At 71.6% G+C, this 25336-nt stretch carries 24 protein-coding genes and 2 pseudogenes; 18 read left to right on the forward strand and 8 right to left on the reverse strand.

From position 1 onward, the window contains the following. A pseudogene (locus ABD331_RS47725) lies at positions 1-193 on the forward strand (methylmalonate-semialdehyde dehydrogenase (CoA acylating)); the annotation flags it as partial. Between the two features lie 18 nt (positions 194-211). Here the strand turns inward: ABD331_RS47725 and ABD331_RS47730 are convergent. Next, a complete protein-coding gene (locus tag ABD331_RS47730) occupies positions 212-1204 on the reverse strand; it encodes a LysR substrate-binding domain-containing protein (protein ID WP_344491230.1) in 993 nt (330 codons plus the stop codon). A 128-nt stretch (positions 1205-1332) separates the two neighbouring features. Between ABD331_RS47730 and ABD331_RS47735 the strand changes: the two genes are divergently transcribed. The 12 genes from ABD331_RS47735 (at position 1333) to ABD331_RS47790 (ending at position 14504) form a co-directional block, all read left to right on the forward strand. Then, the gene (locus tag ABD331_RS47735) at positions 1333-2142 is read left to right on the forward strand and encodes a cyclase family protein (RefSeq protein ID WP_344491233.1); all 810 of its coding nucleotides are present in this window, start codon (positions 1333-1335) and stop codon (positions 2140-2142) included. Continuing rightward, positions 2142-3785 (forward strand): thiamine pyrophosphate-binding protein, encoded by a 1644-nt coding sequence (locus tag ABD331_RS47740; protein ID WP_344491236.1) that lies wholly within the window; start codon positions 2142-2144, stop codon positions 3783-3785. The genes ABD331_RS47735 and ABD331_RS47740 overlap by 1 nt, the downstream gene beginning before the upstream one ends. 25 nt (positions 3786-3810) lie before the next feature. After that, positions 3811-4695: an ABC transporter permease gene (locus ABD331_RS47745; protein WP_344491239.1), complete on the forward strand. Its 885-nt coding sequence runs from the start codon at positions 3811-3813 to the stop codon at positions 4693-4695. After that, positions 4692-5507, forward strand: coding sequence for an ABC transporter permease (locus tag ABD331_RS47750; protein WP_344491242.1), 816 nt, complete (start codon positions 4692-4694; stop codon positions 5505-5507). The genes ABD331_RS47745 and ABD331_RS47750 overlap by 4 nt, the downstream gene beginning before the upstream one ends. 21 nt (positions 5508-5528) lie before the next feature. Further along, positions 5529-6332, forward strand: coding sequence for an ABC transporter ATP-binding protein (locus ABD331_RS47755; protein ID WP_344491245.1), 804 nt, complete (start codon positions 5529-5531; stop codon positions 6330-6332). 89 nt (positions 6333-6421) lie between these two features. After that, complete coding sequence (locus ABD331_RS47760) at positions 6422-7378, forward strand: ABC transporter substrate-binding protein (RefSeq protein ID WP_344491248.1); 957 nt, start codon at positions 6422-6424, stop codon at positions 7376-7378. Positions 7379-7472: 94 nt separating this feature from the next. Next, positions 7473-8627, forward strand: coding sequence for a thiolase family protein (locus ABD331_RS47765; protein ID WP_344491251.1), 1155 nt, complete (start codon positions 7473-7475; stop codon positions 8625-8627). Further along, positions 8624-10558, forward strand: coding sequence for an ATP-dependent acyl-CoA ligase (locus ABD331_RS47770; RefSeq protein ID WP_344491254.1), 1935 nt, complete (start codon positions 8624-8626; stop codon positions 10556-10558). Before ABD331_RS47765 ends, ABD331_RS47770 begins: the two co-directional genes overlap by 4 nt. Continuing rightward, positions 10551-12005 (forward strand): 2-hydroxymuconic semialdehyde dehydrogenase, encoded by a 1455-nt coding sequence (locus tag ABD331_RS47775; protein ID WP_344491257.1) that lies wholly within the window; start codon positions 10551-10553, stop codon positions 12003-12005. Before ABD331_RS47770 ends, ABD331_RS47775 begins: the two co-directional genes overlap by 8 nt. A 182-nt stretch (positions 12006-12187) precedes the next feature. After that, on the forward strand, positions 12188-13282 hold the full coding sequence (locus ABD331_RS47780) for an NAD(P)H-quinone oxidoreductase (protein ID WP_344491259.1): 1095 nt from the start codon (positions 12188-12190) through the stop codon (positions 13280-13282). Positions 13283-13284: 2 nt separating this feature from the next. Next, positions 13285-14079, forward strand: a complete 795-nt coding sequence (locus ABD331_RS47785; RefSeq protein WP_344491261.1) for an aspartate/glutamate racemase family protein — start codon at positions 13285-13287, stop codon at positions 14077-14079. Continuing rightward, on the forward strand, positions 14076-14504 hold the full coding sequence (locus ABD331_RS47790; protein ID WP_344491264.1) for an organic hydroperoxide resistance protein: 429 nt from the start codon (positions 14076-14078) through the stop codon (positions 14502-14504). Before ABD331_RS47785 ends, ABD331_RS47790 begins: the two co-directional genes overlap by 4 nt. Before the next feature lie 149 nt (positions 14505-14653). Here ABD331_RS47790 and ABD331_RS47795 read toward each other — a convergent pair whose 3' ends face one another. After that, entirely contained in the window at positions 14654-14863 is a 210-nt protein-coding gene (locus ABD331_RS47795; protein ID WP_344491267.1) for a hypothetical protein, read from the reverse strand. Between the two features lie 190 nt (positions 14864-15053). Continuing rightward, positions 15054-16235: a CaiB/BaiF CoA transferase family protein gene (locus ABD331_RS47800; RefSeq protein WP_344491270.1), complete on the reverse strand. Its 1182-nt coding sequence runs from the start codon at positions 16233-16235 to the stop codon at positions 15054-15056. Positions 16236-16334: 99 nt separating this feature from the next. Here ABD331_RS47800 and ABD331_RS47805 point away from each other — a divergent pair, with 99 nt between their 5' ends. Further along, the gene (locus ABD331_RS47805; protein WP_344491273.1) at positions 16335-16505 is read left to right on the forward strand and encodes a hypothetical protein; all 171 of its coding nucleotides are present in this window, start codon (positions 16335-16337) and stop codon (positions 16503-16505) included. Between the two features lie 691 nt (positions 16506-17196). On the opposite strand, the gene ABD331_RS47810 is transcribed toward ABD331_RS47805, so the two are convergent. The 3 genes from ABD331_RS47810 to ABD331_RS47820 are packed head-to-tail and all read right to left on the reverse strand — an operon-like array spanning position 17197 to position 19703. After that, positions 17197-17499 (reverse strand): STAS domain-containing protein, encoded by a 303-nt coding sequence (locus ABD331_RS47810; protein ID WP_344491276.1) that lies wholly within the window; start codon positions 17497-17499, stop codon positions 17197-17199. Positions 17500-17530: 31 nt separating this feature from the next. Next, a complete protein-coding gene (locus ABD331_RS47815) occupies positions 17531-18913 on the reverse strand; it encodes an ATPase domain-containing protein (RefSeq protein WP_344491279.1) in 1383 nt (460 codons plus the stop codon). Continuing rightward, entirely contained in the window at positions 18906-19703 is a 798-nt protein-coding gene (locus ABD331_RS47820) for an ATP-binding protein (RefSeq protein ID WP_344491282.1), read from the reverse strand. Before ABD331_RS47820 ends, ABD331_RS47815 begins: the two co-directional genes overlap by 8 nt. A 750-nt stretch (positions 19704-20453) precedes the next feature. On the opposite strand from ABD331_RS47820, the gene ABD331_RS47825 reads away from it, so the two are divergent. Both ABD331_RS47825 and ABD331_RS61155 read left to right on the forward strand, forming a co-directional pair. Then, a complete protein-coding gene (locus ABD331_RS47825) occupies positions 20454-21701 on the forward strand; it encodes a PP2C family protein-serine/threonine phosphatase (protein ID WP_344491285.1) in 1248 nt (415 codons plus the stop codon). Between the two features lie 126 nt (positions 21702-21827). Continuing rightward, a pseudogene (locus ABD331_RS61155) lies at positions 21828-22552 on the forward strand (SigB/SigF/SigG family RNA polymerase sigma factor). Between the two features lie 101 nt (positions 22553-22653). Here the strand turns inward: ABD331_RS61155 and ABD331_RS47840 are convergent. Beyond that, on the reverse strand, positions 22654-23217 hold the full coding sequence (locus ABD331_RS47840) for a hemerythrin domain-containing protein (RefSeq protein WP_344491288.1): 564 nt from the start codon (positions 23215-23217) through the stop codon (positions 22654-22656). Between the two features lie 189 nt (positions 23218-23406). After that, complete coding sequence (locus ABD331_RS47845) at positions 23407-23985, reverse strand: hemerythrin domain-containing protein (protein ID WP_344491291.1); 579 nt, start codon at positions 23983-23985, stop codon at positions 23407-23409. Positions 23986-24089: 104 nt separating this feature from the next. Between ABD331_RS47845 and ABD331_RS47850 the strand changes: the two genes are divergently transcribed. Together ABD331_RS47850 and ABD331_RS47855 are read left to right on the forward strand one after the other, a co-directional pair. Then, the gene (locus tag ABD331_RS47850) at positions 24090-24545 is read left to right on the forward strand and encodes a cytochrome P450 family protein (RefSeq protein ID WP_344491294.1); all 456 of its coding nucleotides are present in this window, start codon (positions 24090-24092) and stop codon (positions 24543-24545) included. After that, positions 24442-25257: a cytochrome P450 gene (locus ABD331_RS47855; protein ID WP_344491298.1), complete on the forward strand. Its 816-nt coding sequence runs from the start codon at positions 24442-24444 to the stop codon at positions 25255-25257. The genes ABD331_RS47850 and ABD331_RS47855 overlap by 104 nt, the downstream gene beginning before the upstream one ends. The last annotated feature ends 79 nt before the right edge of the window (positions 25258-25336 follow it).

Consider the following 25336-nt stretch of genomic DNA (forward strand, 5'->3'; position numbering starts at 1 on the left):
CGGCATCAACGTGCCGATCCCGGTGCCGATGGCCTTCTACAGCTTCGGCGGCTGGAAGTCGTCCCTCTTCGGCGACACGCACGTGCACGGCACCGAGGGCGTGCACTTCTACACCCGCGGCAAGGTGATCACGTCCCGGTGGCTCGACCCCTCGCACGGCGGTGTCAACCTGGGCTTCCCCACGAACGCCTAGCCTGCCCTTGAGGCGCTTTCACGCCTGGTCCGCGCGACCGGAGATCCGCGGCTCCGCGCGCTTCTGCGCGGCGCTGCGCAGCTCCGCCGCGAGCAGCCGCGCGGTCTCGGTGAGCGCGTCCACCAGCACTCGCGCTTCGCGGCTCACCGAGCGGTCCGCGGGAAGGGTGATGCCGATCGCGCGAGGGACGGTGTCGAGGTGAAGCGGAAGCATGTCCAGCAGGTCGTCGCGCACCCCGATGAGCATGGGCAGGGGCGCGATCGAATCGGTCTGCAGGACGATCTCGCGCGAAGTCAGCAGGGTGGAGCACTCGGTGATGTCGCGCGGCGCCTTGAGGCCGGCGGCGGCGAACATCTCGTCGAGCTCGGTCCGCAAGGTGCTCGGCTGCAAAGGCAGGATCCACGGATAGGACAACAGGTCGGCCAGTTGCGGTGACGCGGACAGCGCCGGGTGGCCACGGCGGACCACAGCCCGCACGGCCTCGTCGTAGAGCCGGATGTGGTGCAGGGCCCCGCGGTAGGTTCCGGGGTCCAGCCGGCCCACCAGCAGGTCGACCTCGCTCCGCTGCAGGCTGGTGGCCAGGACCTCCGCGGTGCCTTCCACCACGGAGACCGAGATCTCGGGATGCGTCTGCTTGACCGCGACGACGGCTTGTGGCAGCAACGCGTAGGCGCCGGCCAGGTTGGTCCCCACCCGCAGGGGCCGCGCGCCTCCTTGGCGTACCTCCTCGATCTGCTCGGACGCCCGGCGAAGGCTGCCCAGCGCCGATCTGGCCCGTTCGATCAGGATCTCCCCGGCGGTCGTGGGGAGCACACCTCGCGGCCCGCGCACGAACAGGGGCATGCCGATGAGGTCCTCCAGCTCGTGGACACTGCGCGTGACCGCCGGCTGGGACACGTAGAGGGCCTCGGCGGCCCTCACGAAGGACCCTTCATCGGCGATCGTCACGAGGAGGATCAAATGGCGCAACTTCAGTCGACCGCCGAACGGCTGCTGGGCCTCCACCACCATGACCTCGTCTCCAGTGCTCCGTCAATGTCGTGAGCGTATACCGTAGGGCGCCGGCATACCCAAGGGGTTATACCTAGGCCTGCTTTAGCATTGGTGGTCCGCGTCTCACCGCGCGCAGGATTCTCGGCATGAATCCTCCGGCTTCTCCGGCGCTCCAGCCCTCGAACTGGAGCGACGCCCTCGCGTCCGGCGCCGTCACCGTCGTCGATCTGACGGCGCCGCTCTCCTCGTCGACCCCGGTCCTCCCGCTCCCCGAGGGGATGGCCCCCATCCCGCGTTTCGAGCTGGAAGAGCTCGCCAGGTACGACGAGCGCGGCGAGACCTCCTACCAGAACGGCATCCACACCGGCGAGCACGTCGGCACCCACTTCGACGCGCCCTGCCACTGGGTGACCGGCGTCGAGCACGGCGACGTCTCCCAAGTGCCGGCGGAGCGCCTGGTCAGGCCCGCCGTGGTCATCGACAGGACCGCCGAGGCCGCGCAGGACCCTGACTACCTGCTCACCGTCGAGGACGTGCGGGCGTGGGAGCGCGAGCACGGAGCGCTGCCGGCCGGCTGGCTCCTCTACCGCACCGGCTGGGCCGCCCGGTCCCTCGACCAGGACCTGTTCCTGAACGCCGACGACCGCGGACCGCACACCCCCGGGGTGACGCCGGAATGCGCCAGGTGGCTCGCCGAGGAGACCGCCATCGTCGGCTTCGGCGTCGAGACCGTCGGCACCGACGCCGGCCAGGCCTTCGGCTTCGACCCGGCCTTTCCCGTGCACACCTACCTGCTCGGCGCGGGCAAGTACGGCGTCACCCAGCTGCAGAACCTCGACCTCCTCCCCCAGACCGGCACGCTGATCGTGGTCGCCCCGCTCCCCATCGTGGGCGGATCGGGCAGCCCCGCCCGCGTCCTCGCGCTGGTTCCCGGCAACGTCTCGGAGGTGAACTGATGCTGGTTCGTGACGCGATCGGCGAGCAGCTCGCCGGCCTCGGGGTCCGGGTCGCCTTCGGCGTGGTCGGAAGCGGCAACTTCCACTACACCAACGCGCTCATGGCGCACGGCGCCCGGTTCGTCGCGGCCCGCCACGAAGGCGGAGCGGCCACGATGGCCGACGCCTACGCCCGGATGTCCGGCGAAGTCGCCGTCCTCTCGCTCCACCAGGGCTGCGGATACACCAACGCGCTCACCGGAATCGCCGAAGCGGCCAAGAGCAGGACGTCCTTGCTCGTCCTGACCGCCGAGGCGACCGAGCCCACCTCCAACTTCTTCATCGACCAGGCCGGCATGGCCGAGGGCGCCGGAGCGCTCGCCATGCGGGTGCGCTCGCCGGAAACGGCTCTGGTGGACGTCGCCCGCGCCTACGCCGCCTGCAAGCACCAGCAGCGCACCGTGGTGCTCAACGTTCCCATCGACGTCCAGGACAGGGAGCTGCCGGCCCACGCGCGCCGGCGCACGTTCGACCCCCTCGGCCTGCCCCAGCCCGCACCCGGGGACATCGCCCGCTTCGTCGAGCTGATCCAGGCCGCCGAACGGCCGGTCTTCGTGGCGGGGCGCGGCAGCCGGGCGGACGGCGCGAAGACGGCGCTGCGGGAGCTGGCGGCCGCCTCGGGCGCGCTGCTCGCCACGTCCGCCGTCGCGCGGGGCCTCTTCAACGACGACCCCTGGGGCATCGACGTGTCCGGCGGCTTCAGCTCTCCGCTGACCGCCGAGCTCGTCAGCGGCGCGGACCTCGTGGTCGGCTTCGGCTGCGCGCTGAACATGTGGACGATGCGGCACGGGAAGCTGATCGGCGAGCACGCCAAGGTCGCCCAGGTCGACATCGACCCCGAGGCCATCGGCCGCAACCGAGACGTGGACCTGGGCCTGTGGGGCGGCGTCGCGGAAACCGCTCGCGCCACCACGGCAGCCCTGCGTGAGACGGCCGGCGGTGACCGTCGCGGCTACCGCACGCCCGAGGTGGGGCGGCGCATCCGGTCCTCGCTGCGCTGGAACCAGGTGGACTTCACCGACCAGTCGGCCGGCGGGCGGATCGATCCCCGCACCCTGTCGATGGAGCTCAACCGGCTCCTTCCCGGCGAGCGGATCGTGTCGGTGGACTCGGGCAACTTCCTGGGCTACCCGAGCATGTACCTCGACGTCCCCGACGAGTACGGCTTCTGCTTCACCCAGGCGTTCCAGTCGGTCGGGCTGGGCCTGGCCACCGGCCTCGGCGCCGCGCTCGCCCAACCCGGCCGGCTGCCCGTCGTCGGCGTGGGGGACGGCGGATTCCTGATGGGCATCACCGAGCTGGAGACCGCGGTCCGGCTCGCGGTGCCCCTTCTCGTGGTGATCTACAACGACGCCATGTACGGCGCCGAGGTGCACCACTTCGGATTCGACGGCCCGCCGCTGGACGCCGTGGTCTTCCCCGACAGCGACCTCGCCGCCATCGCGCGTGGCCACGGCTGCGAGGCGATCACCGTCCGGGAGACGGCAGACCTCGCGCCGGTCAAGGACTGGATCTCGACCGGTCCGAGCCGCCCGATGGTCATCGACGCCAAGGTGCTCTCGCGCGAGGGCTCGTGGTGGCTGCAGGAGGCGTTCGGCCACTGAGCCGAGCGCGAGGTCTGGAGGAGACATGGACAGCAGGCAGCCAGTGGCGCTGACCGCGACCGAGACCGTCAGCGTGACCCCACACGCTGCCGACGGCAACACGCGCCCTCCCGGGCGGGTGCTTCGCAGTGACCGAATCATCGAACGCTCCATCATCGCGGCCCGCGGCGTGGCGGGGGTTCTGGGCTTCCTCGCCCTGTGGGAGGTGGTCGCCAGGTACGACCTGTTGCCCCGCGACGTGCTGCCCGCCGCGTCGACGACCCTCGCCAGCTCGGCCGCGCTCCTCGGCGACCCGGCCTTCCTCGGCCAGATCGGCGCCACGCTGTGGGCGGCCTTCGTCGGCTTCGCCCTGGCCGTGGTGATCGCGGTCCCGGCGGGGCTGGTGCTCGGCCTCTCCGACCGGTTGCACGCGGCCACCGCCACCGTGGTCGAGCTGCTCCGGCCACTGCCGCCTGTCGGGCTGGTCCCTCTGCTGGTGCTCGTGGCCGGTCAGGGGCTGGAGATGAAGGCGGTCGTGGTGGCACTCGGGTGCGTCTGGCCGTTGCTCGTCAACACCATTCACGGCGTTCACTCCACGGACGGCACGGCTTGGGCCACCGCACGCTCGTTCGGCTGGTCACAGCGAACGGTCGCCCTCCGCGTCGTCTGGCCCTCCGCCGTGCCCTCGGTGCTGACCGGCGTGCGGATCACCGCCTCCGTGGCGCTCATCCTGTGCGTCGGCGCGGAGTTCATCGGGGGTAGCCGCGACGGGCTCGGCAGCTGGCTGCTCCAGCAGAGCATGCTCCCGGGCGGAATCGACACCGTCTGCGCAGGTGTCGTCATCGCCGGAGCACTCGGGCTCCTGGTCAACGCCGCGGTCACCGCACTCGAGCGCCGCTTCGCCGGCTGGGCACACCGGGAGGACTCGTGAACACCTCGGTCAGGAGCAACGAACGCGTCCTTCGCGCCGCCGTCGGCTGGGGCGCCGCGGCCCTGCTGCTGCTCGTGTGGCAGCTCGCGACGGCACGCTCAGAATCACTGTTCTTCCCCACACCGCTGCAGATCTTCGACGACCTGCGGGAGCGGTGGTTCTCCGACGGGCTGTCCGGCGGCATCGTGACCGACGCCTTCTTCGTCGACATCACCCCGAGTCTGGAGCGGCTCCTCATCGGCCTCCTGATCGCCTGGTCGATCGGCATCACGCTCGGAGTGCTCCTCGGCCGGATCCCGGTCGTCGCCCACCTCGTCGAGCCGATCCTGCACTTCATGCGGGCCCTCCCGGGGCCGGTCCTGCTTCCCCTGGCGCTCGTCCTGGTCGGAACAGGGACGACGATGCGGGTCTCGCTGATCGCCTTCGGCGCCGTGTGGCCGATCCTCTTCAACACCTACAGCGCCGTACGGCGAGTGCCGGAGGGCTACGTCGAGACGGCTCGCGTGGCGCGGGTGTCATGGGTGCGCGTCCTGTTCCAGGTGATCCTGCCCTCGGCCAGTACGGGCATCTTCGCCGGCATCCGCATCTCGACGTCGCTGGGCATCATCCTGCTCATCGCCTCGGAGCTGGTCGCGGCCTCTGACGGCATCGGGTTCGGTCTCACCCAGGCCCAGCGTTCCTTCCAGTTCCTGCCCATGTGGTCGTTCATCGTCGCCCTGTCGCTGCTCGGCTACCTGTCCAACCTCGTCCTGACGGGGATCGAGGCCGGCGTTCTGCGCTGGCACCGCCTTCAGATGTCAGTCCAGGACTGACCCGGCCCGAAAGGCTCCGCGATGTCCCACGCACTCCTGGAGGTCGAGGACCTCCGGCACACCTACCGCACTCGCCAGGGCGACCAGACGGTTCTCGACGGCATCAACTTCGAGGTCAGGCGCGGCGAGTTCGCCTCGATCGTCGGCCCGTCCGGCTGCGGCAAGACCACGTTGCTGCGCACCCTCTCCGGTCTGCTCCGGCCCACTCACGGCACGATCGCGCTGTCGGGGGAGGTCATCACCGGCGTGCCCCGCGGCCTCGCCATGGTCTTCCAGGACTACCGGGCGTCGCTGTTCCCCTGGCGGCGCGTCGGCGCCAACGTGGAGTTCCCTCTCCTGGGCCGGGTCGCGAAGGCCGAGCGGCGGTCACGAACCGCCGAGTCGCTGGCCGCGGTCGGCCTGGCCGACGCGGCCGACAAGTACCCCTGGCAGCTCTCGGGCGGCATGCAGCAGCGCGTCGCCATCGCCCGGGCGCTGGCGATGCGGCCCGAGCTGCTCCTGATGGACGAGCCGTTCGCCTCCGTCGACGCGCAGACCCGCTCCGACCTCGAAGATCTGCTGCTCCGCGTCCGGGAGCAGTTCGACGTGACGATCCTCTTCGTCACCCACGACGTGGACGAAAGTGTCTACCTCAGCACTCGGGTGCTGTCGCTCAGCAAGGCTCCGACCGTCATGACGGCCGACGTCCCGGTGCCGCTCGACTTCCCGCGGGACCAGATCCGCACCAGGAAGAACCCCTCGTTCGTCGAGACGAGAAGCGAGGTGGCCCGGCTGATCCGGGAGGCGAGTCCCGGCGGCCTGTCCACCGCGGAAACCTCCCACTGACGGACGACGCCGGGCGCGGGTCGTCCGCACCCGGCGCCCGAGACCGCCCCTGCCCCGTGCGACGAAGCAACTTCGAAGGAGAACCCCCCATGAACCTGCGCACCAAGCGACAATTCGGCGTGCTCGCGCTCACACTGCTGCTGGCGAGCGCCACCAGCGCGTGCGGCGGCGACGACGCCCCCGCGTCAGCCGGCGGCCCCACCAAGGTCACGCTCTCGATCCCTCCGGTCGGCGACTCGCTGCCGGTGTACGACGCGATCGCCAAGGGCTACTTCGCCGCCGAGGGCCTCGAGGTCGAGCTCAGGCCCGCCGCGAACGGCGCCACCACGATCAACGCCCTGGTCTCCGGCAGCACCGACCTGGCCCTGGTGTCCTACCCTTCGCTGATCACCGCCCGGTCCTCCGGCATCCCGGTCACCATCGCCGCTCCCGCGATCGCGGGGACCGAGGAGTACGCGTCCGGCCTCTACGTCCTGGCGGACTCCGACATCAAGGAGCCGGCCGACATGGTCGGCAAGAAGATGGCGACCCCGTCGCTGGGCTCCGTCGGCGACGTCTGGTTCCGGGGTGAGCTGCTGCAGCAGGGCCTCGACCCCGCCAGCGTCACCTACGTGGAGATCCCGCAGGCCAACATGGCCGCCGCCCTCAAGGCCGGCGACGTCGACGGCATCTTCCAGACCGAGCCGACCCTCAGCGCGACCCAGGCCACCCTCGACATCCGGCTGGTCGGCTACCAGAAGGGGCCGCAGGGCCTGTTCGCGACGTCCGCCAAGTTCCTGGAGGACCAGCCCGGCGCGGTGGCGGCCTTCCGCGCCGCGCTCGCCAAGGCGGTCGCCGACATCGAAGCGGACCCGCGCGGCGTGGCGACGGCGATGATGCCCAAGTACACCAAGATGACCGCGGAAGTCGCCGCCAAGATGCGGCTTCCCCAGTACCAGGTCGACTACGACGCCGCGGGCGTCCAGAGCGTCATCGACCTGATGGTCAAGGTCGGCCTGCTCAAGACCTCCTTCAAAGCGACCGACCTCTATCAGGACGTCAAATGAGCACCCCTCGTCGGCTTCGCTGACGAACGTGCCCACAACCCCCGCCACCAGCGCGGGCCACGCCCTCACGGGCGCGGCCCGCCGGAGGAGATCCATGCCTCATCCCACCCGCGACCACGTCGCGATCGTCGGCGCCGCCGAGTCGCCCTACACCCGCCACCCCGGCGCGGGCACCACGACCGCAGGAGTGCTGCGTGACGCAGTCGTCCGGGCCCTGCGCGACGCCGGCCTCGAACCGGGGGACGTGGACGGGCTCGGTGTCGCCAGCTTCACCCTCGGCCCGGACCACGCCATCGACCTCGCCTGGCGACTGGGCCTCAACCTGCGCTGGATCATGCAGGACACCAACGGCGGCGCGAGCGCCGGCGGAATGCTGCAGCACGCCGTGCGGGCCGTCGAAGCCGGCGACGCGTCCGTCGTCGTGCTGGTCGCCGGCGACGCCATGGACAAGACCGCCCACACCGAGCTGGTCAGGGCCTACAACCAGGCGACCGTCGACCACCTGGCCGGCCTTCCCATGACCGGGCCGAACGCCCTGTTCGCGATGCTGACACAACGGCAGATGGCCGCCTGGCAGCTCGACCGGAAGGACTACGGCGACCTCGTGGTCGCCCAGCGCGCCTGGGCCGGGCTGAACCGGGGAGCGGTGTACCGCGCGCCGATGACGCTGGCGGAGTACCTCGACGCGCCCCTGGTCGCGTCACCGCTCGGCCGTTTCGACTGTGTCCCGCCGGTGACGGGCGCCGACGCCGTCGTGGTCGCCGCCGAGGAGCGGGCCACGGGCCGCCGCGCCCGGGTGCTGGCGGTCACCACCGCCTACAACGCCGACGACCAGGCAGGCGACGGCATCCGGACCGCGGTCGCCACCTGTGCCCCCGCCGCCTGGGACCGCGCGGGTGTCGCGCCGGCCGACGCCGACGTGATCAGCGTGTACGACGACTACCCGGCGATGGTGCTGTCCCAGCTCGTCGACCTCGGGGTGACCCACCCCGGAGCGATCCGGGCCGTCATCGCCGAGCAGATCTCGACCCGGCGGCTGCCGGTCAACACGTCCGGCGGCCAGCTCTCCGCCGGCCAGGCAGGAGCCGGGGGCGGCATGCACGGATTGGTGGAGGTCGTCCAGCAACTGCGCGGGCGCGCCTCCGGCCGGCAGGTCGAGGCCAGGATCGGCGTGGTCACGGGCTACGGCATGGTGCTCTACAGGCACGGGTCCTGCGGCAACGTGGCAGTGCTGGAGGCGGTCGCGTGAGCCTCCACGTCCAGCGCTGCGGTGGTTGCGGCAAGCACCTCTTCCCCCGGCGGCTGCTGTGTCCCGGGTGCGGCGCCGACGGCTTCGACGAGGTGAGCGTCGAGCGGGGCCGAGTCGTCGCCTCCACGCGGACCAGCGACGGCACGACGCTCCTCACCGTCGAGTACGCGGCCGGCCTGCAGGTCGTCGCGCGGCTGATCGGTGAGAGCCTTCCGCCGCATCGGGAGCTGCCGCTCACGACCTCTCCCGCCACGCCGGGCCCCGCGGCCTTCGTCCCGGACCCCGCGCACACCGGCGAGGACCTCACGCACGCCGGCGAGGACCCCGCGCACACCGGCGACGACCCCCGTCGCCTGCCGCGGGACACACCGCTGCGTGAGTGCACCATCCCCGGGATGCTGCTGGCCCGGGCGGCGCTGACGCCCGAAGCCCCCGCCCTCGTCTGCGGCGACGTCCACCGCACGGCGGCTGAGATGGCCGAGGCGGTGGCGCGCGCGGCGGGTGCGCTCGCCGCCCGCGGCGTCACCCCGGGCGAACGAGTCGCCTTCCTCACCGCCAACCGCGTCGAGCTCCTCGACCTCGTGCTCGGCGCGGCCTGGCTGGGCGCGGTCGCGGTCCCGATCAACACCGCCGTCCGCGGGGCGCAGCTGCACCACATCCTGGCCAACTCACAGGCCCGGCTCCTGATCGTCGAGGCCGGCATCGAACCTCACCTCGAAGGTCTCCCGGCTCTGCCGGACCTGCAGGCGAGATGGGTCCTCGGCGACCGGACAGAGCCCATGCGGGCGCCGGTGCCGCCGGCCGTCGTCGCCCCCGGTGACCCCGCCGCGATCCTGTACACATCGGGCACGACCGGCGTCTCCAAGGGAGTCGTGTGCCCGCACGCGCAGTTCTGGTGGTGGGGCAACAACGTCAGCGACCAGATCGGGATCCGGCCGGACGACGTGCTGCACACCTGTCTGCCGCTGTTCCACACCAACGCACTCAACGCCTTCAGCCAGGCCCTGGTCAGCGGCGCGACCTACGTCCTGGGCGGCCGATTCTCGGCGTCCCGGTTCTGGTCGCAGATGGCCGCCAGCGGCGCCACCGTGACCTACCTGCTCGGCGCCATGGTGGGCATCCTCGACAGCCGGCCGCCGTCGGCCCAGGACCGCGCCCACCAGGTACGGCTCGCGCTGTCGCCGGCGACACCCGGCCGGCTGCTGAGACCGTTCCGCGAGCGGTTCGGCGTCGCGCTGCTCGACGGCTACGGATCGACCGAGACCAACGCGGTCGTGGCCACCCGGCCGGGCGAGGAACGACCAGGTCACATCGGGACCCTGCAGCCCGGCTTCCACATGCGGATCGTCGACGCCGACGGCGCCGACGTGCCGCCCGGCACCCCGGGTGAGCTGCTGCTGCGCAGCGACCAGCCCTTCGCCTTCGCGTCCGGCTACTTCCGGATGCCCGAAGCGACCACCGCCGCCTGGCAGGACCTGTGGTTCCACACCGGCGACCGCGTGTGCGTGGAAGCGGACGGATCCATCCGGTTCGTGGACCGCATCAAGGACGTGATCCGGCGTCGCGGCGAGAACATCTCGTCGGTGGAGGTCGAGGACGTGCTCCGCGCGCACCCCGCCGTGGCGGAGGTGGCGGTCTACGCCGTCGATTCCGAGCTCGGCGAGGACGAGGTCATGGCGGCGGTCGTCGCCAAGGAAGCCGCGCAACTCGACTTCGAGGACCTGGTCGAGTTCTGCGGCCCGCGCCTCGCGGCGTACGCCATCCCCCGATTCCTCGTCCGGCTCGACGCCCTCCCGCTGACCGAGAACGGCAAGGTCCGCAAGCCGGAGCTCCGCAGCCGCGGAACCGACGGCGCATGGGACCGCCAGCCACCTCGCACCCGGCCGACGGCTCCCGACTCGGCCCCGACACAACGGACCTCCCATGCGTGAGTACAAGAACTTCCTCGACGGCCGCTTCATCGACGGCGCGGAGGCGTTCGCCGACATCAACCCGGCGACCGGCCAGCAGGTCGCCTGGGTGCACGAGGCGGACGCCACCCTTGTCGACCAGGCGGTCCGGGCGGCGCGCGCGGCGCTGGACGGCCCCTGGGGCCGGACGACGGTCCAGCAGCGCTGCACCCTGCTCCGCCGGATCGCCGACGAGATCGACCGGCGCGCCGACGACCTCCTGGCCGCCGAGGTCGCCGACACCGGCAAGCCGGAAGCAGGCGCTCGCGCTCTCGACATCGCCCGCTCGGCCGCCAACTTCCGGGCGTTCGCCGATGTCGTGGCAGCCGAAGGAGCGGAGTCCTACCTCCAGGACCTGGATGACGGCCGGCAGGCGCTGAACTACGCCGTCCGCAAGCCGCTGGGCGTCGTGGCGGCGATCGTGCCGTGGAACCTCCCGCTCCTCCTCCTGACCTGGAAGCTGGCGCCGGCGCTGGCGTGCGGCAACACCGTCGTCGTCAAGCCGTCCGAAGAGACACCGGGCTCGGCGACGCTGCTCGCCGAGGTGCTCGCCGCGGCGGGCGTGCCGAACGGCGTCTACAACGTCGTCCACGGTTTCGGCGCCGGTTCGGCAGGCGAGCACCTCACCAGTCATCCGGGCATCGACGGCGTGACCTTCACCGGGTCGACGGCGACCGGCGCCGGCATCATGAAGACCGTCGCACCCCGCATCCGCCCGGTGTCCTTCGAGCTCGGGGGGAAGAACGCGGCCCTCGTCTTCGCCGACGCCGACCTCGACGCCACAGTCGCCGGGCTGACCCGCTCCGTGTTCGCCAACACCGGGCAGGTGTGCCTGTGCACGGAGCGCGTCTACATCGAACGCCCCGTCTTCGACGAGGTGACGGAGCGGCTCGTCGCCGCGGCCGAGGCCCTGCGTCTCGGAGCGCCTTCGGACCCGGCGACGACGACCGGCCCGGTGATCTCGCGGGCCCACCAGAAGAAGATCCTCGACTACGCGGGCCTCGCCGAGCAGGCGGGCGCCAAGACCCTGACGGGAGGACGGGCGGCTGCCCCGGGCGGTGTACTCAACGAGGGCTTCTGGGTCGAGCCGACCCTCTGGACGGGCCTGAACGACGACGACCGGGTCGTCCGGGAGGAGATCTTCGGTCCCGTCGCGGCGCTCATGCCCTTCGACACCGAGGAGGAGGCGGTCAGGCGGGCCAACGACACCGACTACGGGCTCGCGGCGGCGGTCTGGACGTCCGACCTCCGTCGTGCTCACCGGGTCGCGGCCCAGATGCGGACCGGGATCTCGTGGGTCAACGCCTGGTTCCTGCGCGAGCTGCGATCGCCCTTCGGCGGCATGGGACTGTCGGGCATCGGCCGCGAGGGCGGCCGTCACTCGCTCGACTTCTACACCGAGACGACGAACGTGTGCGTGGCGCTGTGAGCGCGGCCGGAGCCCGGCAACCCGTTCCACCGCACCTGCCCGGCACCACCCCTCAGGAGGAAGCGCGATGACCCAGCCGACCACTCACCTCACCCCGCCGCTCTCGCACAGTTCCACGAGGACGCGGTGGCCCGCGCCCGCGAGCACCGCGGCGCCCCGCATCCTGGGAAGGGGGTGAGCAGGTGATCCCCGCCACCGAGGGGCACGCCCACCACGTGCCACCCGGCCGTGAGGGGCACGCCCACCACGTGCCGCCCGGCCGGCCACTCCCGCAGCACATGCGAGCCGTCGTCGCCAGCCGGCCGGGTGGACCAGAGGTCCTGACGATGACGCGGCGGGCCCTGCCGCAACCTGCGCGAGGTGAAGCGCTGGTGCGCGTCGTCGCGGCAGGCGTGAACCGGGCCGACCTCATGCAACGAGCCGGCGACTACCCCGGCGCGGCAGCGGTCGCCGACCTCGGCCTCGAGGTCTCCGGGGTCGTGGTCGCGGCCGGTCCGGATGTCGCGGACGACCTGCTCGGCCGTGAGGTGTGTGCGCTCCTCCCCGGAGGCGGGTACGCCGAGTACGTCGCCGTGCGCGCCGCACACCTAGCGCCGGTCCCCGCCGGTGTCTCCACCGTCGACGCCGGCGGGCTGATGGAGGCCGCCGCCACCGTGTGGTCGAACCTCTACATGCCCGGCAAGCCCGAACCTGGGTCCTGGCTGCTCGTGCACGGCGGCGCCAGCGGCATCGGCGCGACGGCCGTGCAGCTCGCCGCCGCCCACGGCGTACGGGTGGCGACCACGGTCGGCTCGCCCGACAAAGCCCGGTTCGTCGAGGAGCTGGGCGCCGATCTCGTGATCGATCACCGCCGGCAGGACTTCGCCGACGAGCTGCGCGATCGCGGCATCCGTCCCGCGGTGGTGCTCGACATCGTCGGCGCGGACTACCTGCAACGAAACCTGCGGGTGCTGGACCGCGGCGGACGCCTCGTCGTGATCGGCCACCAGAGCGGCTCGAAGGCCCCGATCGACCTCGAACCGCTGCTCAGGAACAACCTGACGCTCACCGGAAGCGGCCTGCGGATGCGACCCGATCACGAGAAGGACCAGATCATCGCCGACCTCGTGCGGCACGTGTGGCCGCTGTACGAGAGCGGCGCGATCGTCCCGACCACCCACGCGGCCCTCCCGCTGGAGAGGGCCGCCGAGGCTCACCGCCTCCTCGAACAGTCCCACCACCGTGGCAAGGTCCTGCTCCTCGCCGACCCTGGCCTGCCCCCGACACCCGAAAGCTGACCATGAGCAGCCCTCCCTCCCGGATCCTGTACCAGAGCTTCACCGACCCGGCCGTCCACCAGCCCTACCTCTCCAGGCTGCAGGCCTACCTCACCGAGATCGCCGCGCCCGGGGTCACCTACGAGGTGCGGGGGATCAGCCCGGCCGACACCCAGCTGGGCAGGCTCAGCGAGCTGCGCTGCGGCGTCCAGTCAGTCGTCGGCATCGTCGCGGCGGCCGAGGAGGGCTTCGACGCCGTCCTGGTCGGCCACTTCCAGGACGCGTGCCTCTACGAGGCGCGGACGGCCGTCGACATCCCGGTCATCGGGCACGGCGAAGCCAGCATGCTCCAGGCCTGCATGCTGGGCGGCCGCATCGGCCTCGTCACCCTCGACCCCGTGTACCTCTCGTGGCACAGCGAGCAGATAGCACGCTACGGACTGTCGTCCCGGGTCGTCGACGTCCGGCCGCTGCGGATCACACCCGACCAGGCGGTCGCGGCCTACGACGACGACGTGGCGTACCAGTCGATCAAGGACACGTTCGTCTCGCTGGCCATCACCATGGTCAAGGAGAGCGGCGTCGATGTCGTGATGTCGGCGGGAGGCCTGTTCGCCCTGCTCAGCGCCCGCGACCACGTCGAGGTGCCGGGCGCGCTGGTCGCGAACCCGACCCTGCTCGCGGTCCGGCAGGCGGAGGCGTCCGTCGCGATCACCCGAGCCATGGGAACCCCGGTCTCTCGCGGAGGGACCTTCGCCAGGGCGACGCCGCAAGCCGTGAAAGAACTGCTCACTCTCGTCAAGGGGACCCAACGATGACCACCTTCAGCTACACCGCCCACGCCCTCGCCACCGGTGACGGACGCTCAGGAAGCGTCCGCTCGGACGACGGCCTGATCGAGCTCGACCTGGGAATCCCCGAAGGCCTGGGCGGAGCCGGCGGGCACGTCAGCAACCCCGAGCAGCTCTTCGCCGCCGGGTACTCGGCCTGCTTCCTCTCAGCCCTGACCTCCGTCGCCCGCGCTCAACGCGTCAAGCTGCGCGACGCACGGGTGGAGGCGCGGGTGACGATCGCCGGCGGGAGCGCCGGCTTCGACCTGTCCGTCGAGCTCGTCGTCACCGCTCCGGACGTGCCGCCGGAGACCGCGGAGGCGCTGCTGGAGGCTGCCCACCGCAAGTGTCCCTACTCGAAGGCCGTCACGGGCAACATCCCCGTGAAGCTCACCCTGTCCCCCGGAAGCTGAGTCGCGCGCATCCCTGGGCGGACCGTAGCGGTCGCCGGCCGGGCGGGTTGATCGGCCGCGGGCGGGTGCTGGACTCGGCGCCGATCCATGACGCGCGGCGGATCGGAGCAGAGGATGTTCACGACGGCCCCGCGCGGCGAGCTGCACGGTCACCGCCCGACCGCGCCGACCGCGCCGGCCGCGCCCGTCACCGCGACCCGTTCGCCCGGCTGGATCGCCACGACCCGATGCACCTCGACCTGCGCCGTCCAGGCGGGGGAGAAGGAGCAGCAGGCCAGCGCCGGATCGGTGCCGGGCGGTAAACCAGGCCCGCAGCCGTTCCGGAGTGGGGGTGCGTTCGACCGGGTCGCCGGCTTCACCGACGTCTTCGACAACACTCATGTCCGGGTGGGCGACATCCTGCCTGCACATTGTGCAAGGAGGGGCGGGCCGGTCCTTGTTGCTGGTCGGTGGCTGGCCTCAGAACTGGTACGCCTGGCGCTTCGGTACGCCGCGCCTGCCGGCCACCATCGCCGACCAGGTGCCTATCAAGCGACGCGCCACGAATCGCTACGCGCTCTCCGGCAGCGGGGTCTCGCCGGAGAGCCAGGCGCGGACCGCCGCCGAGTCGGCGCCGAGCACGGGCGGCGGGAGATGCCCGGTGAAGGTCTGCTCGGCCCCGCCGGGGTCGAAGAACCTCAGCGGCGGCCCCGGCAGGGTGATCGGCCCCAGCGCCGGATGCCGTACGTCGAGAAGGAGCCCTTGGCTGCGGGTCTGGTCCCACTCGTAAACCTCGCGCACGTCGCGTACCTTCCCGGCGGGCACACCCGCCTCGGCGAGCAGGCCGAGCAGCGTCGCGGTGTCGTGCTCCGCGAAGCGTTCCTCGACCAGCTCGATCACGGCGCCGCGGTGAGCGACCCGCTCGGGGTTGGTGGACCTGCCCGGCTGGTCCGGGTCGAGGCCGAACGCCGTACAGAAACGCCGCCACAGGCTCTCGCTGCCGACGGCGATCTGCACGGCGCCGTCCCGCGCGCGGAACAGCCCGTACGGGGAGATGGACGGATGGTGGTTGCCCTGCGCGTGACCGATCTCACCGGCCACGGTCCACTTCGTGCCCTGGAAGGCGTGCACTCCGACGACGGCCGCCAGCAAGGAGGTGCACACGACCTGGCCCGCCCCGGTGTGCTGCCGTTCGATGAGGGCGGCGAGCACGCCGTAGGCGCCGTACATGCCGGCCAGCAGGTCGGCGATCGGCACCCCGGCGCGCTGGGGGTCGTCCGGCGCCGAGCCGGTCAGCGACATGAGCCCGGCCTCGCCTTGGGCGATCTGGTCGTAGCCGGGGCGGCCGCCTTCCGGCCCGTCGTGGCCGAACCCGCTGATGCTGAGCACCACCAGGCGCGGGTTCAGCCCGGCCAGCCGCTCCGGCCCGAAGCCCAGGCGTTCCAGCACGCCGGTGCGGAAGTTCTCCACGAGAACGTCGGACTTGCGGACCAGCGCTTCGAGGGTCTGCCTGCCGTCGTCGGACTTCAGGTCCAGCTCGATGGAGCGCTTGTTGCGGTTGGCGGACAGGAAGTACGTGGACTCGCCGTCGCGGAAGGGCGGCCCCCAGCCCCGGGTGTCGTCCCCGGCGCCGGGGGTCTCCACCTTGATGACGGTGGCGCCGAGGTCGCCGAGCATCATGGTGGCGTGCGGCCTTGCCAGGGCCCGCGTGAGGTCCGTCACGACGATTCCGGCGAGCGGCCCGTGACTCATGTGTTCTCCGGGAAGCCGAGGTTGATGCCGCCGTGGCTGGGGTCGAGCCAGCGGCTGGTGATGACCTTCGCGCGGGTGAAGAAGCGGACGCCTTCGAGCATGACCCGCTTCATCACGGACCTGTCGGAGCACGCCGACCCCGACGACGGCCGCGACGACGACTATCTCCGCCTGCGCCTGGACGTGCACGCCGAGCTGGTGCACGCGATCATCGCGGGGGATGTCGGGCGGACCATGAGGGCTGTCGAACGGCATCACGCTCCCTCCTGACGTCGCCGCGAGGCGGGACGGCCCGTCCTCCGGCCGGTTCCAGCCGAACGTCCTGCGTCTGCGGCTGGGCCATCCGGGCGGTTCTAACCGAACGTGATGCGTCTGCGGCGGTTCTAACCGAACGTGATGCGTCTGCGCCGGTTCTAACCGAACGTGATGCGTCTGCGGCGGTTCTAACCGAACGTGATACGCCTGCGGCTGCGCCATCCGGAGGCGACCCGCCGATCGTCACCCGCCTCCAGCCGGTCCTGTGCCGCCTTGAGCCGGTCCCTGCCGCTGGCCCGCCGATCGCCGGCGGCGGCTTACCGATCCACAGCGCTGGCCTGCCGGTCCTCGGCCCGCTCGATCGCCGCCAGCCTCCGCTCGCTCTCCAGCAGGGTCAGCTCATGCGCGACCTCGCCCTCGTGGCGCCTGAGACGGCCCTGCCGCTCCGCTCGCTGCGGCCGGCATCACGTTCACGTTCACCGGCCGCCTGATCCCGTTTGGTGGCCGAGTGGCCGAGTGGTCGCGTTGCCGCGCGGCTTCGTCACGGGCGCCGGCCAGCCGGTCGCGCTCCCCGGCTTGCCGATCACGGCGCTGCGCCGATGCGATCACGCCAGTCCGGATCCGCCGGCCGTGGCTCCTGAGCGCCACTCATCAGCGGCTCCACCGTTGGAAGATCATGCCCCAGCCGGCCAGGCCCGTGCCGAAGTCACCTGGTGTCATGGTTGCGGGCGCTGAAACCTCTCGACCTGTCCCAGCGCAGGTTGGGCACCGTGGCGGGCAGGTTGAGCAGATCGATGAGCTCGGCCAGGCCGGCTCGCACGTTCGTGAGCCGTAGCTGCCCTTCGCCGATCATCCGGGCGGCGCGCACCAGCACGGCGATGGCGGCCGCGTCGATGAAGCCGAGCCGGGCGCAGTCGACGATCAGGTCGCGGCCCGGGCGCGCCGCCTGGCTGAGCGCGGTCTCCAGGACGCCGCAGCCGGTCACGTCCAGCTCGCCGCTGAGGCGCACGGTGTGCGGGTGTTCGTGATCCCGGTGCGCCTCAAACGGCCTTGAGGGGTGCCTTGATGTTGATGCCATCTTTGGTGATGTCGAATTCGTGCGGCTGCGGGACATGACGGCTCGCTCGGGTCTTCAGCACGGTCAGCGCGCGCCCGACGTGAGTCTCGTTACGTACATACTGCAGCAGGATCACATTGTCGGAAAGGTGCGACACCCCGCGTTCGGACAGCCTGGTGTGGCCGTACAACTCGGCCGACTCGTGGGTCAGCAGGACGCTGATGCCCGCCCGCGAACAGTGGTTGAGCAGCGCGTAGACGAACTCCCTGAACCGCTTCTCATCGGGGCAGGCCGCCGCGAGGTCACCGAGGCTGTCGATCACCAGCCGATGAGCGCCGGCCGCTCTGATGGTTTCGAGCAGGTCGTAGTACCACTGGTCGATGTAGATGTCGTTCGGCGAGTCGCAGCGCAGCACGGCGGCCCGCGAGCCGGAGCCCCAGCCGAAGCCACTGATCATCCGTTCGAGCTGGACGCGGTTCTCCTGCATCGAGGCGAACACCCCTGGCTCGCCCAGGCTCGCCCCGCCGTAGACGAACTGCAGGCCCATCACCGTCTTGCCGGACCCGGAAGGGCCGATCACCAAGGTGGCCGAGCCGGGCCAGTAGCCGTCGCCGACCAGCTCGTCCAGCGCGGCGATGCCCGACGTCGCCCGCCGCTCGCCCAGTTCGTACGCTCCGGCGTCGACATCGCTGAGCCGGGGGAACACCCGCACCCCGGCGCCTTCGATGCGGTAGGCGTGCGCGCCGGAGCGGAAACCGCTGCCGCGTAACTTCAGCACCCGAAGGGCACGGTTGTCGCGCTGCCCGGAGGCCTCGGTGGCGAGCAGGACGGCGGCGTCGGCGACGGCGAACTCCGGGCAGCCCTCCAGCTCGTCGCGCCGATATTCGCCGAGCCATAGCGCCATCGTGCCGGTCGCGGCGAGCTGGCCGGCCAGTTGGTGGACGAAGCCTTCGAACTCCCGCTCGCCGACTTCCCGGTAGCGCAGTGCCCGGAAGCTGTCGATGACCAGCAGCGAACACGGCTGTCGCGCGACCCGGCCGCTGATGCGGCTCAGCATGCCGTTCAGGCCGTTGTCGCCGAGCTCGCCGCTGAGATCCTCGAACAGCACGTCCCGACCGACCCGGCCAGGGTCGAAGAACGTCAGGGCCTCGCCGAAGTACAGGATCTTGCTCAACGGTTCCGCGACGGTACTGAAGTAGATCGCGGGCAGTCGCTCGGTCCCGTTCGCGAACGCGTACTGCTGCGCCAGCACCGTCTTGCCGCTGCCCGGCAGCCCCGCGATGAGGGCCACGGACGGGTTGATCAGACCGCCGCCGAGGATCGCGTCGAGCCGGGCCTGCCCGCTCTCCAACCGCCGCTCAGGCATGGGGCACCTCCGAGGCGGCGCCGGACGGCTCGGTCAGCAGCCGCACCGCGGCCAGCACCTCCAGAGGATGCACCGGCTTGCGCAGGAACCGGCTCGAGCGCAGGTTCTCCGGCGGCGGAAGGATCGACATGGCCAGGACCGGAACCCCCGCCCGCGTCAGATCCTCACACAGCTGGACGGTCAGCCCGTCGGAGGTCATCAGGTCGACGATCGCCAGCCGCGGCGGGCTCACCGACTCGGCGCGGCCGGCCTGCGCCGACCCCGTCACCACCGTCGGGTAGCCCTCGGCGTCCAGGAACGAGGACAACGAACGGCCGGCGAACCGGTCACCGTCCACGAGCAGGACCCGAGGCAGGGCCGGACCAGCCGCCGCCGCACCGGCGCGCCCGGCGCGGACGGGCACCCGCAGCCGGACCACCGTGCCCGGTTCCCCGTGCCGACCCGGCCGGAACGTGACCTCATCGGCCATCGCGAGAACGATCCGCAGGCCCCGCCCGCGATCGCCGGGCGTCACGCCGACGTCGAAGACGCCCTGGTCGGACACGGTGATCCAGACACCCTGGCCGGTGTCCTCCCACCGCACGCCGACCACCTCGCTGGCGCCGTGCTCGATCGCGTTGGCCGACAGCTCGTGCGTGAGCAGCACGATCCGCTCCTGTTCCCGCTCGGCGAACCCCGCCTCCTCGGCCAGGCTGCCGACGAAGGCCCGGATGTCAGCCAGCACCCCAGGACTCACCGGGAACAGCTGCTCAACCGGCTCACTCGGCTCCAAGCCAGGCATCAAGGCCATAACCGGGCCTCCCTCCGGCCCTCCACCCGCCGCAGACCGGGCGGCGCCATCGCCCACCCCATGCCCCGGCCTGAGCCCGGCTATGCACCCCGCAACGCCTTGATGGCCGGCCGCCGCCCTCTGGAGTACCTCATGCACCAGCGGCCACGTCAGTTGCCGATCGGGTGGGGTCCGCGGCGGCTCTTGCTCCCTACCTTCTCGACGGCAGCCCAGGCGCGCCCGGCTCAGCGCCAGCCCGCACAGGGTCTGGTTCGTGCCCGGCCGCCAGACGTGCGCCTCGCCGGACGCCGTGCTCGTCGCGCCACTGTCCCGACATTCGCCACTGACGGCTCACCACGTGACGGCATGGGGCTCCACTCCCGTCACGCGGTGCTCCAGGGCTGGAACACCGCTCGTACGCAGCCGTCCCGCTTGTTCTAGAAGTGGTGCCGGCCGCTGCGCAGCGTCAGCCCGCGGTCGGTCTGCACGGCGTACGGCCTGCTTGGCCCGGTCATAGGCGTGCTGGATCCCGGCGCCGTGGCTCTCCCGCTGCACCGGACCCGGCGCCGCGTGTGAGCCCGCCGTGCGCGGGCAGAGCGCTCGCACCACGAGGACAGGGACGAGACGATGAACGGTCCGGATCCGAAGGTGCGGGCATGCCTGCGCGAAGCCGGGTTCCCGGGGAGGGAGGGCCTCGCCCCGGACGGTCACCCGCGAACCTGAGCTGACGATCTATGGTGATGGCACGGTTCTCCTAGGAAAGGCACCGCGATGGCAGGTGACGGTGAGGGGATGCTGGGCGGTCTGCTGGGGGTCAATCATCTGTCCGCGATGGAGGACGTGCCGGGCCTGGTCGCCGAGCACGCGCGGCGGGCCGGGTTCTCCCAGACGATGGTGTACGTCGCCGACCTGCAGCAGCAGCATCTCGTGCCGTTGCCCGGGCAGCGTGACGCGTCCGGTGAACCGCTGGAGCCGATCGGGATCGACACCACGGTGGCGGGCCGCGCCTATCGCGACGTGGAGATCGTCCATGCCCGCCACGTGGCCGACCCCGCCGACGGGGAGACGGCGCAGCCGCCGCCCGCGGGCGCGGAGCCGCGGCGGCTGTGGGTGCCGTTGCTGGACGGCACCGAACGGGTCGGGGTGCTCGGGGTGACCGTGCCGCCGGGCGCGCCGGCCGCCGAGTTGCTGGCCGCCCAGCTCGGCTCCCTGGTCGCGCTGCTGGTGATCAGCAAGCGCGCGCACAGCGACTCCTACGCCCGCCTCGTACGCGCCCGGCCGATGACCCTGTCGGCCGAGGTGCTGTGGAACCTGCTCCCGTCGGGCACCTTCGCCAACGATCAGGTGGTGGTCAGCACCGCGCTGGAGCCGGCGTACGAGGTCGGCGGGGACGCCTACGACTTCGCCATCGACGGCGACACACTGCACGTGTCCATCTTCGACGCGATGGGGCACGACACCTCCGCCGGGCTGACCGCCACCATCGCCATGGGCGCCTGCCGCAACAACCGACGCCAGGGCGAGGACCTCGCCGGGACGACCGAGGCCATCGACGCGGCGATAGCCGAGCAGTTCACCGGGCGCTTCGCCACCGGCATCCTGGCGGACCTGAACCTGCGGACGGGCTGGCTGAGCTGGGTCAACCGGGGCCACCATCCCCCCTTGGTGCTGCGGGAAGGCCGGCAGGTCGCCACCTTGGACAGCGAGCCCGACCCGCCGATGGGGTTCCGGATGGGCGTCCGCACCGGTCTGCTGCGCTACCAGTTGCAGCCGGGGGACCGGCTGCTGTTCTACACCGACGGCGTCATCGAGGCGCAGAGCCCGAAGGGGGAGCTGTTCGGGCTGGAACGCTTCATCGACTTCATCGTCCGGCGCGAAGCCGACGGCATGTCGGCTCCGGAGACGCTGCGACGGCTGATCCAGACCATCATGGAGCACCAGCGTGGCCGCCTTCAGGACGACGCCACCGTCGTGACGGTCGAGTGGCGCAGCAGACGATACGAGCAGCTCATGCTGTGACGCTGCGGGCACGCCTCCGTTTCCGCCGGGGAGCCCGGGTAGGGGAGGGGAAGCAGGTTGGCCAGCCGGCCGGGGAAGGAGGGTCCGCAAGTGGCCGCCGACGATGCAAGCAGGACGGCCGAGGACCTGCTGACGGAGCTGGCCACGCCACACCTTCCGGTGGCCCGTCGAGAACGGCTGCGCGAGCACCTGGTACGGATGCATCTGCCGCTCGCCGCCGCCATCGCCCGGCGCTACCGCGGACGCGGTGAACCCCTCGACGACCTCCTCCAGGCCGCCTGCCTGGGCCTGATGAAGGCCATCACCGGCTTCGACGCCGGTCTCGGCCACGACTTCCGCGGGTATGCGGCCATCACCATGTCAGGCGAGGTCAAGCGGCACTTCCGCGACCACACCTGGGCGGTCAGGGTGCCCGCCCGCTACCAGGAGCGCCGCTCGCGGCTCAACCGGCTCATCGCCGACCTCAGCCAGTTCCACGGGCGCTCGCCGACCGTGCCCGAACTCGCCGCCGGCATGGGCTGTCCGAGGAGGAGGTCCTGCTCACGCTCGATGCGGCGGAGGCGTACAGCGCTCTGTCCCTGGACGCCCCCGCCGGCAGCGGAGGGCAGGCGGGTCCCTGGGCGGAGGTTCTGGCCGACCAGAACGACCCGCTGGCCGCGCTGCTCGACAGACACGCGCTCAAACCGCTCCTGGACGCCCTCCCCACCAGGGAACGCACCATCGTGCTGCTGCGCTTTCACGGCAACCTGACGCAGGAGCAGATCGCCGCCGAACTGGGCATCTCGCAGATGCACGTCTCCCGTCTCCTACGCGCCGTCCTCGCCCGGCTTCGCACGGAACTCGCCAGTTAAGAGCGGCGGCCATCGCGAACGCCACCACGTACTCGTCGGCCTGAATCTCCACCCGCGCGGCCTTGGGCCTCCGGCGGGCGCTCGCGGTATCGCCAGGGCGCTCAGGAACGGGTCTTGGCCAGGGCTTTCCCGAGCTCCTCCTTGCTCATGCGCGACCGCCCGGGAATGTCCGCCTCGCGTGCCTGCTCGTACAGTTGCGTCTTGGTAGGTCCGCCTCGGCCAGAGGCGGGGCGGGCCTTACGCGGGACGGTCAGCGCGCGCAGCTCCTGCTGCCGGCGTTGCCGGAACGCCTTGCCCAGGTCGCGCAGCTCCCGTTCGCCTGAGGTGCGGGCGAGCAAGGGCAGCAGGGTGCTCTCCTCCTCCTGAACGTGGTGGCTCACCAAAAGCGCGAGCAGGGCAAGGGCACTGGTGAACTCCGGGCTGCCCGGCCGGGCCCGTTTCAGGGCGTCCAGCAGCACTTCGGCCTCTTTGTGCTCCTCCAGGCCGTGGTGGGCGTCGAGGCGGGGGTAGACCACGTCCTCCTCGGCGCGGGCGTGGGCGGTGAGCAGCGCGTGCAGCGTGGCCACGATGGCCGGCCGATCGCCCTTGCCGCTGGTCAGCTTGGCGAAGAGCTCCTCGATCTTGCGGTGGTCGGCCTGGATGAGGGTGATGACGTCATCTGCCATGGCCGCTTCGCTACCCTGCTCGCCCAGCGTCAAGCGCCGCCCTCATGGAGGTCATGAGCCGGTACGGCGGCGAAATGCGCCCACCAGCCGGCCGTTGTGCCATACGGCACCGGCCATGACCGGGAGCGCCGGACGCGCGAACGTCCGGCCGCCGGCTCTTGACTGCTCGGTAGGGGACGGCCAGTTGCGTCAGGGCTGCTTGCCCATGGCCTGGCGGATGACGTCGCGGATCCGGTCCATCATCGCGACCGGCGTGCCGACCAGGACGTTCTTGGTCGCCGACTCGGTGCCGGGGTGCGGGTGGGTGGGGGCCATCGCCTCGGCGGCCTTGACGCCCACGGCCATGGCGCGGCGTTCGGCCTCGGTGGTGTGGCCGCGGAGCTGGGTGAACTCGTAGCGTTCCTCGCTGCGGGCGTGCGCCTCCACGGCCAGGCGCAGGGCCAGCAGGTTCCGGGTGAAGTCGGGGGCGTCCGGGCCGGCCTGGTCCATCCGCATGAGGAGTTCCTTGGCCTGGTTCTCCTCGGCGAGCCGGTCGTCGACGACGCCGTCGCCGCCGTCGATCTTGTGGCGGGCGTAGGGGTGGACGATCTCTTCCTCGGCCGTCTCGTGCACGGCCAGCATGCGCACCAGCCGGGCGAACGCCTCCCCGCGCCGGTCGGCGGGGGCGTGCTCGACCTCGTCGAACAGGTCTCTGATCATCGCGTGCTGGGCCAGCAGCAGGTCGATGACGTCCGTCTCGGACATGGTCTCTGGAGCGGTTCTCGTCATGACGCTCCTGCCTACCCAGCGCCGCGCGGGCCACGCAGGCAAGCCCCGGGTAGGCGGTCACCCACCACGAGTCGCTGGTCGACCCGGGCGAGAGCTGGTGGGAGATGCTGCTCTTTCTGCTGCTCGAAGGCTACGGATGGCTGCCCGCCCTGCGCCGGCGCTCCTCCGGACAGGTGGCGCACACCCGGCTGATGGGCAGGCGGGCGGCAGGTCTGTGCGGGCCTGACGCGGCGCGATTCTTCTACGACGAGAACCACGTACGCCGCCGCACGGCGCTGCCCGAGCCCGTCACGAGCACGCTGATCGGTCACGGCGCGGTGCACACTCTGGACGGCGCGGCCCATCGCGTGCGCAAGGCGACGTTCACCTCGCTGCTGACGGGTGAGGGCGTCGGCTCCCTGGTGGCGCACACCAGCGCGGCCTGGGACGAGACGGCCGGCACGTGGAGCGACGGCCATGGTCGACGGTTTCGGCAGCGGCGGGCCCCGGCACTGGCGGGCCCGGCTCGCGCGCGGACGCCGCGAGGCCTGGCTGACCGGCCTGGTACGGCAGGTGCGTGACGGCACCACCACCGCCTCGGCGGGCTCCGCGCTGGACGTCGTCGCCGGTCACCGAGACGCCGACGGCGACCCGCTCGACGCCCGGACTGCGGCGGTGGAACTGCTCAACGTCATCCGCCCGACCGCGGCGGTCGCCTGGTACGTGGCCTTCGCCGCCCACGCCCTGCACCGCCGCCCGGACCAGCGCAAGGCGCTGCGCGACGGGGACGAAGCCCATGCCGAGGCGTTCGCGCAGGAAGTTCGGCGCTTCTACCCGTTCGCGCCGTTCGTCGGCGGCCGGGCGGTGCGCGACCTGTCCTGGGCCGGGGAACGCATCCCGCAGGGCAGCCTGGTGCTGCTCGACGTCTACGGCCAGCACCACGACCCTGACCTGTGGGACGAACCGTACACGTTCAACCCCGGACGGTTCGTCGGCCGCGAGCCCGGCGCCTTCGAGCTGATCCCGCAGGGCGGCGGCGACCCGCGCTCCGGCCACCGCTGCCCAGGAGAGGGCATCACGCTCACTCTGCTGCGGACGTTGGCGGCCCGGCTCGCCCTCCTGGACTACGACGTCCCCGAACAGGACCTGACCATCTCCCTGCGACGGATTCCCACCCGGCCCGCGAGCGGCTTCGTCCTGACCCTCCTAAAGTCTGCGATCCCGAGCCCGCCGGCGTCATCACCTGTCACGGCTGGAAAACGACCTGGACGCAGCGGTCCAGCTTCGTTCTGAACAGCTCGTAACCTTCGGGGCGGCTCCGCCGTTCGCCGCCGAGGTGACCCTCAGGCAGCGGGCGACCGACCACGCGGCC

It is taken from the genome of Nonomuraea monospora (genome assembly GCF_039531895.1).
In the GTDB taxonomy this organism is placed as follows: Bacteria; Actinomycetota; Actinomycetes; order Streptosporangiales; family Streptosporangiaceae; genus Nonomuraea; species Nonomuraea monospora.

Coding starts and splice junctions, on each gene's coding strand:
- ABD331_RS47820 (WP_344491282.1), bottom strand. CDS start 19,703: ATGGCCTTGATGCCTGGCTTGGAGCCGAGTGAGCCGGTTGAGCAGCTG.
- ABD331_RS47790 (WP_344491264.1), top strand. CDS start 14,076: ATGACCACCTTCAGCTACACCGCCCACGCCCTCGCCACCGGTGACGGA.
- ABD331_RS47765 (WP_344491251.1), top strand. CDS start 7,473: ATGCCTCATCCCACCCGCGACCACGTCGCGATCGTCGGCGCCGCCGAG.
- ABD331_RS47855 (WP_344491298.1), top strand. CDS start 24,442: ATGGTCGACGGTTTCGGCAGCGGCGGGCCCCGGCACTGGCGGGCCCGG.
- ABD331_RS47850 (WP_344491294.1), top strand. CDS start 24,090: ATGCTGCTCTTTCTGCTGCTCGAAGGCTACGGATGGCTGCCCGCCCTG.
- ABD331_RS47785 (WP_344491261.1), top strand. CDS start 13,285: ATGAGCAGCCCTCCCTCCCGGATCCTGTACCAGAGCTTCACCGACCCG.
- ABD331_RS47755 (WP_344491245.1), top strand. CDS start 5,529: ATGTCCCACGCACTCCTGGAGGTCGAGGACCTCCGGCACACCTACCGC.
- ABD331_RS47805 (WP_344491273.1), top strand. CDS start 16,335: ATGACCCGCTTCATCACGGACCTGTCGGAGCACGCCGACCCCGACGAC.
- ABD331_RS47840 (WP_344491288.1), bottom strand. CDS start 23,217: ATGGCAGATGACGTCATCACCCTCATCCAGGCCGACCACCGCAAGATC.
- ABD331_RS47800 (WP_344491270.1), bottom strand. CDS start 16,235: ATGAGTCACGGGCCGCTCGCCGGAATCGTCGTGACGGACCTCACGCGG.
- ABD331_RS47740 (WP_344491236.1), top strand. CDS start 2,142: ATGCTGGTTCGTGACGCGATCGGCGAGCAGCTCGCCGGCCTCGGGGTC.
- ABD331_RS47845 (WP_344491291.1), bottom strand. CDS start 23,985: ATGACGAGAACCGCTCCAGAGACCATGTCCGAGACGGACGTCATCGAC.
- ABD331_RS47730 (WP_344491230.1), bottom strand. CDS start 1,204: ATGGTGGTGGAGGCCCAGCAGCCGTTCGGCGGTCGACTGAAGTTGCGC.
- ABD331_RS47760 (WP_344491248.1), top strand. CDS start 6,422: ATGAACCTGCGCACCAAGCGACAATTCGGCGTGCTCGCGCTCACACTG.
- ABD331_RS47735 (WP_344491233.1), top strand. CDS start 1,333: ATGAATCCTCCGGCTTCTCCGGCGCTCCAGCCCTCGAACTGGAGCGAC.
- ABD331_RS47815 (WP_344491279.1), bottom strand. CDS start 18,913: ATGCCTGAGCGGCGGTTGGAGAGCGGGCAGGCCCGGCTCGACGCGATC.
- ABD331_RS47745 (WP_344491239.1), top strand. CDS start 3,811: ATGGACAGCAGGCAGCCAGTGGCGCTGACCGCGACCGAGACCGTCAGC.
- ABD331_RS47775 (WP_344491257.1), top strand. CDS start 10,551: ATGCGTGAGTACAAGAACTTCCTCGACGGCCGCTTCATCGACGGCGCG.
- ABD331_RS47825 (WP_344491285.1), top strand. CDS start 20,454: ATGGCAGGTGACGGTGAGGGGATGCTGGGCGGTCTGCTGGGGGTCAAT.